The organism is Isoptericola sp. NPDC055881 (assembly GCF_053615895.1).
The window spans coordinates 1-4975 of sequence record NZ_JBSHCR010000131.1; the positions used below are offsets into that span (position 1 = coordinate 1).

3 protein-coding genes and 1 pseudogene are annotated in these 4975 nt (G+C 75.9%); 1 reads left to right on the plus strand and 3 read right to left on the minus strand.

Annotated elements, in window-relative coordinates; genetic code table 11:
* Window positions 1–58: 58 nt before the first annotated feature.
* The 3 genes and pseudogenes from ACWGKI_RS20565 to ACWGKI_RS20575 all read right to left on the minus strand — a co-directional run.
* Window positions 59–1201 carry a glycosyltransferase family 2 protein gene (locus ACWGKI_RS20565; RefSeq protein ID WP_452189520.1) on the minus strand — a complete coding sequence of 381 codons (1143 nt, stop codon included), beginning with the start codon at window positions 1199–1201 and terminating at the stop codon, window positions 59–61.
* Window positions 1202–1213: 12 nt separating this feature from the next.
* Window positions 1214–2038 (minus strand): N-acetylneuraminate synthase family protein, encoded by an 825-nt coding sequence (locus ACWGKI_RS20570; RefSeq protein WP_452189524.1) that lies wholly within the window; start codon window positions 2036–2038, stop codon window positions 1214–1216.
* A 204-nt stretch (window positions 2039–2242) separates the two neighbouring features.
* Window positions 2243–3412: pseudogene (locus ACWGKI_RS20575) on the minus strand (cytidylyltransferase domain-containing protein); the annotation flags it as partial.
* 180 nt (window positions 3413–3592) lie between these two features.
* Between ACWGKI_RS20575 and manA the strand changes: the two are divergent.
* On the plus strand, window positions 3593–4882 hold the full coding sequence (manA, locus tag ACWGKI_RS20580; protein ID WP_452189522.1) for a mannose-6-phosphate isomerase, class I: 1290 nt from the start codon (window positions 3593–3595) through the stop codon (window positions 4880–4882).
* Window positions 4883–4975 lie beyond the last annotated feature (93 nt).

Below are 4975 nucleotides of genomic sequence, written 5' to 3' on the forward strand. Positions count from 1 at the left end.
CGGTTACGCACGTTCTCGGGGTCGAGAACGTGCGCAACCGCCTGTTCGGCGCCCCGGTTTACGCCCGGTGGTCGGCCATCGCCCGCTCGGTGAGGCCGCGTACGAAGCCGGCGCCCCAGGCGAGGTGCATGGTGACGACGACGGCGGGCAGCACGACCGCCTCGCGCACGCCCAGGCGCGGACGCCGGCCGGCGGCGTGCGCGCAGGCCGCCAGGACGCCCGCGACGTAGGCCGCCGGGAGGACGCCGCCGAGGAGGACCACGACCGGCAGGCCGGCGAGCGCTCCCCCGACGACGAGCAGCACCGACGCCGCCAGGCCGAGGACCAGCGCGGGCGGGGCGAGGTAGCGCGCGCTCGCCGTGGACGGGTCGCGCCGGATCACCTCGCGTCGCCACATGCCCGTGCGCCAGAACTGCTTGGCGACCGCCCGCAGCGTGCGCCGGGGACGGTACGTGACCTGCAGGGCGGGGTCGAACCACAGCAGCCCGCCGGCACGGCGCAGGCGCAGGCACAGCTCCCAGTCCTCGGCCCGCACGAGCGACGGGTCGTACCCGCCCACGGCCTCGACGGCCGAGCGCCGGAACGCCCCGAGGTACACCGTCTCGGACGGGCCCGCCTCGCCGCCCACGTGGAACGACGCGGCACCGATGCCCGCCGGGTGGCTCATCGCGCGCGCCGCGGCCCGCTGCACGGTCGTCGTGCCGACCGGGTGCATCAGCCCGCCCACGCCCACGGCGCCCGTGTGCTCCAATGCGGCGACGGCGCGGGTCACGTAGTCCGCCGGCAGCACGGTGTGCCCGTCGACCCGCAGCAGCACCTGGTCGCCGTCACCGGCCCGCGCCGTCGCGAGGTTGAGCCCGATCGAGCGGGAGCCGGTCGGGTTGTCCACGACCAGGACGCGCGGGTCGGCCGCGGCGAGCGCCGCCGCGACCTGGGCGGTCGCGTCGTGCGAGGGCCCCACGGCGAGCACCAGGCGCAGCGGCCCGGCGTAGTCCTGGGCGAGCACGGACGCGACCGCCTCGCCCAGGTACGCCTCCTCGTCCCGCACGCACGCGACGACGGCGACGCCGGGCGGCGCGTCCGTCCACCGCAGAGCGGAGGTCGCGTCGCCCGGCGCCGGGCCGGCGGAGGCCGGGTCGAGCGGAGCGCCGGCGGGCGCCCGGTTGAGCGTCCGGTCGAGCGTCCGGTCGAGCTTCTCCACCGGTCGGGCGGGTCAGGCGTCGACGCGGCGCAGGCGCGACATCGGCGACAGCTCGCCGGGCATGACGCGCTTGGCGCCGTCGCCCATCGCCTGCTCGAGGATGCGGATGTCGCGCACCAGGTTCGCGAGGCCCTTGGGCTCCAGCGACGCTGCGTGGTCGGAGCCCCACATCGCCCGGTCGAGGGTGATGTGCCGCTCGACGGCGACGGCGCCCAGCGCGACCGCGGCCAGCGAGATCTGCAGGCCCGTCTCGTGGCCCGAGTACCCGACGGGCACGCCGTAGCGCTCCTGGAGCGTCGTGATGGTCCGCAGGTTCGCCTCCTCGGGCGGCAGCGGGTACGTCGACGTGGCGTGCAGGATGACGAGCCCGTCCGTGCCGAGGATCTCCACCGCGGCGTCGATCTGCTCGAGCGTCGACATGCCGGTCGACAGGATGAGCGGCTTGCCGGTGTCGGCCAGCGCGCGGAGCAGCTCGTGGTCGGTCACCGAGGCGGAGGCGATCTTGTGCGTCGGGACGCCGAACTCCTCGAGGAAGCCCACCGAAGGCACGTCCCACGGGGAGGCGAACCACTGGATGCCGCGCGACTTCGCGTACTGGTCGACCTCGGTGTACTGGTCGTGCTCGAACTCGACCCGGTACTTGTACTCGAGGTAGGTCATCTCGCCCCAGGGCGTCTGCCGGATCTTGTCCCGCTGGTCCTTCGGGGTGCTGATCTCCGGGGTGCGCTTCTGGAACTTCACGGCCTGGCAGCCGGCGGACGCCGCGACGTCGATCAGCTGCTTGGCGATCTCGACGTCGCCGTTGTGGTTGATGCCGATCTCGCCGATGACGTACACCGGCTGGCCGGCGCCGACCTCGTGGTCGCCGACGCGGACGAGGTGCTCCGCGGGGCGCTCGGCGGCGGTGGTCGTGCTGGCGGTGCTGGTCACGGGGGTGTCCTTCCGTTCGTGGAGCTCGGGGGTCGGACGCGCGGTGGCGTCCTGTCGGGCTGCGAGGATCCGCTCGCAGACCTCGCGGACGGCGCCGTGGCCGCCCGCGCGGTCGAGGACGACGCGCGCGGCGGCGGCGACCTCGGGGTGGGCGTCGGCGACGGCGACAGGCCAGCCGACGAGGGCGAGGGCGGGCAGGTCGTTGACGTCGTTGCCGACGTACGCGACCCGGCCCGGGTCGAGGCGGTTGACGGCGCACCAGTCGCGCAGCGCGGCGGCCTTGTCGTCGACGCCGTGCAGGACGTCGACGCCGAGCTTGCGGGCCCGGGCCGCCACCACCGGGTTGGTCTCGGTGGACAGGATGAGCAGCGGGACCCCGGTGCGGCGCAGGCGCGCGACGCCCAGGCCGTCGCCCCGGTGCACGCGCACGCTCTCCGTGCCGTCCTGCGACACGTAGGCGCCGTCGTCGGTGTGGACGCCGTCGAAGTCCGTGACGAGCGCGTCGACGTCGATCGGCGTGCCGGTCGGCGCGTCGGCCGGGACGGTGGCGGAGGCCGCGGCGGGCTGGTCCAGCAGCGTGCGGGCGAGCCACAGGTCACGCGGCTCGTCGACCTCCAGCGACCACTCGGGCGCCACGGGCTGCAGCCCCACGGACCCGAAGAAGCGGCTGCCCGCCTCCCGCAGCCCGGCGGTGCGCATCGCGTAGAACGCGCCCGTCTCCCGGAAGTGCGGCGTGCGGTCCTGGCGGCGCGGGCGGTGGTCGGTGCCGTGCCCGACGGGCGTCGGGCCGTCGTCGTCGAGCCGCCACTGGAAGTCGTGGGTGGGTGCCACGGCGACCACGACGTCGTGCGCGCCGTCGGCCACCCGGCGCACCGCGGCGTCCAGGTCGGCCGGGTCGACGAACGGCGACGTCGCCTGCAGGAGCACGGTGACGGCAGGGTCGGAGGTGGTGGCGCCCGCGGGCGCCTCGGCGCGCAGGGCGTCCAGCGCGTGCAGGACGGCGGACTCGGAGCTCGCGGTGGCGCCGGCGATGTCGGCCGGACGGCGCACCACGCGCGCCCCGTGCGCGGTTGCCTCACGGGCGATCTCGTCGTGGTCGGTGGAGACCACCACGGCGGAGACCGACGGTGCCGCCAGCGCCGAGCGGACCGCCCGGGCGACGAGCGTCGTACCGCCCACGCGCTGCAGGTTCTTCAGCGGGATGCCGGCCGAGCCGCCGCGCGCGGGGATCACGACGAGCGCACCACGGTCGGGGTCGAACCCCGGGTGGATGTCGTTCATGGCGCCGACACTAAGAGCGCGACAAGTCGCGATCGGCCTTTTCCGGGGAACTGTCGCCGAACATCAGGATGCCGTCAGGTGAACACTTTCCGACGCCCTTCAAGAATGGCTCGTGACGCTTTCCGGGTGCCCTTTCATGGGAGAAGTCACCGGGAGAATTCCCCTGTCCGAGGAGGTCCGATGGACGCCCTGACCGCCCGCACGTCCCCGCGCGTCACCCCCGCGCCGCGCGTCGAGGCGCTGCCCGTGCAGCGCCTCGACAACCCGGTCCGCGCGTACGACTGGGGGTCGCCCACCCGCATCCCCGACCTCCTGGGTCACGAGCCCGACGGCACGCCCGCCGCCGAGCTGTGGCTCGGCGCGCACCCGGCGGCGCCGTCGCGCCTGCGCGGCCCAGACGGCGCGGGCGGCGCGGGCGGCCCGTCCCTGGACGACCTGGTGCGCGCCGAGCCCCACGCCGCCCTGGGCCGCCGGGTCGCCGACCGCTTCGGGCCCCGCCTGCCGTACCTGCTCAAGGTGCTCGCCGCCGAGCGGGCGCTGTCGCTGCAGGTGCACCCCCGCCCCCACCTGGCGCGGGCCGGGTACCACCGGGAGACCCGCGCCGGCCTGGCCGTGGGCGACCCGCGGCGGTCGTTCCACGACGACCAGCACAAGCCCGAGATGATCGTGGCGCTCAGCCCGTTCGAGGCGCTCGCCGGGTTCCGCAGCCCGCGCTCGGTGCTCGGGCTGCTGGACGGGCTCGACGGCGTCCTCGTCGACGTCGTCCGCGCCGCCCTGACCGCTCGGCCCTCGACCGCGGGGGTGCGCGCCGCCACCGAGGCGCTGGTCGCCGCGCGCCGCTCGCCGTCGTGCGCCGCGGACGTCGTGGCCGCCGTCGACGCCGTGGCGCGCCGGCACCGGGCGGACGCGCACGGCCCGACCGCGCGCGCCGACGCCACCGTGCTCGCCCTGGCGGCGCAGCACCCCGGCGACCCGGGCGCCCTCGTGTCCCTGCTGCTCAACCGCGTCACCCTGGAGCCCGGCGAGGCGATGTACGTGCCCGCCGGCGAGGTGCACGCCTACCTCAGCGGCTTCGGCGTGGAGGTCATGGCCGCGTCGGACAACGTGCTGCGCGCCGGCCTGACCACCAAGCACGTCGACGCCCCCGCGCTGCTCGAGTGCGCGTCGTTCGCTCCGCGCCCCCCGGCGCGACCCGCCACGCTGGTGTCCGGCGGCGAGAGCGTCGTCGTCACCTACCGCGCCCCGGTCGAGGAGTTCGCGCTGACGTTCGCCGACGTCGTGCCGGGCGAGCCGGTGGCGCTCGCCGCCGACGGGCCGCGCGTCGTCCTCGCCCTCGACGGCGAGGCGTGCCTGCTCACCGGCGCGGGCGAGCTGCGGCTGCGACGCGGGGAGTCGTGCTTCGTCCCCGACGCCGCCGGCCCGCTCACCGTCGACGGCGCCGCCCACGTCGTCTGCGCCTGGGTCCCGTAACCGTTCCACCCCTCCCACCCCGCGCCGCCCCGCCCCGCCCCGGGTGCCGAACAGGTGGTTGCGCACGTTCTGAGCGTTCAGAACGTGCGCAAC

Bases quoted from the DNA above. Each gene is read 5' to 3' on its own strand.
- manA (WP_452189522.1), top strand. From the start codon at position 3,593: ATGGACGCCCTGACCGCCCGCACGTCCCCGCGCGTCACCCCCGCGCCG.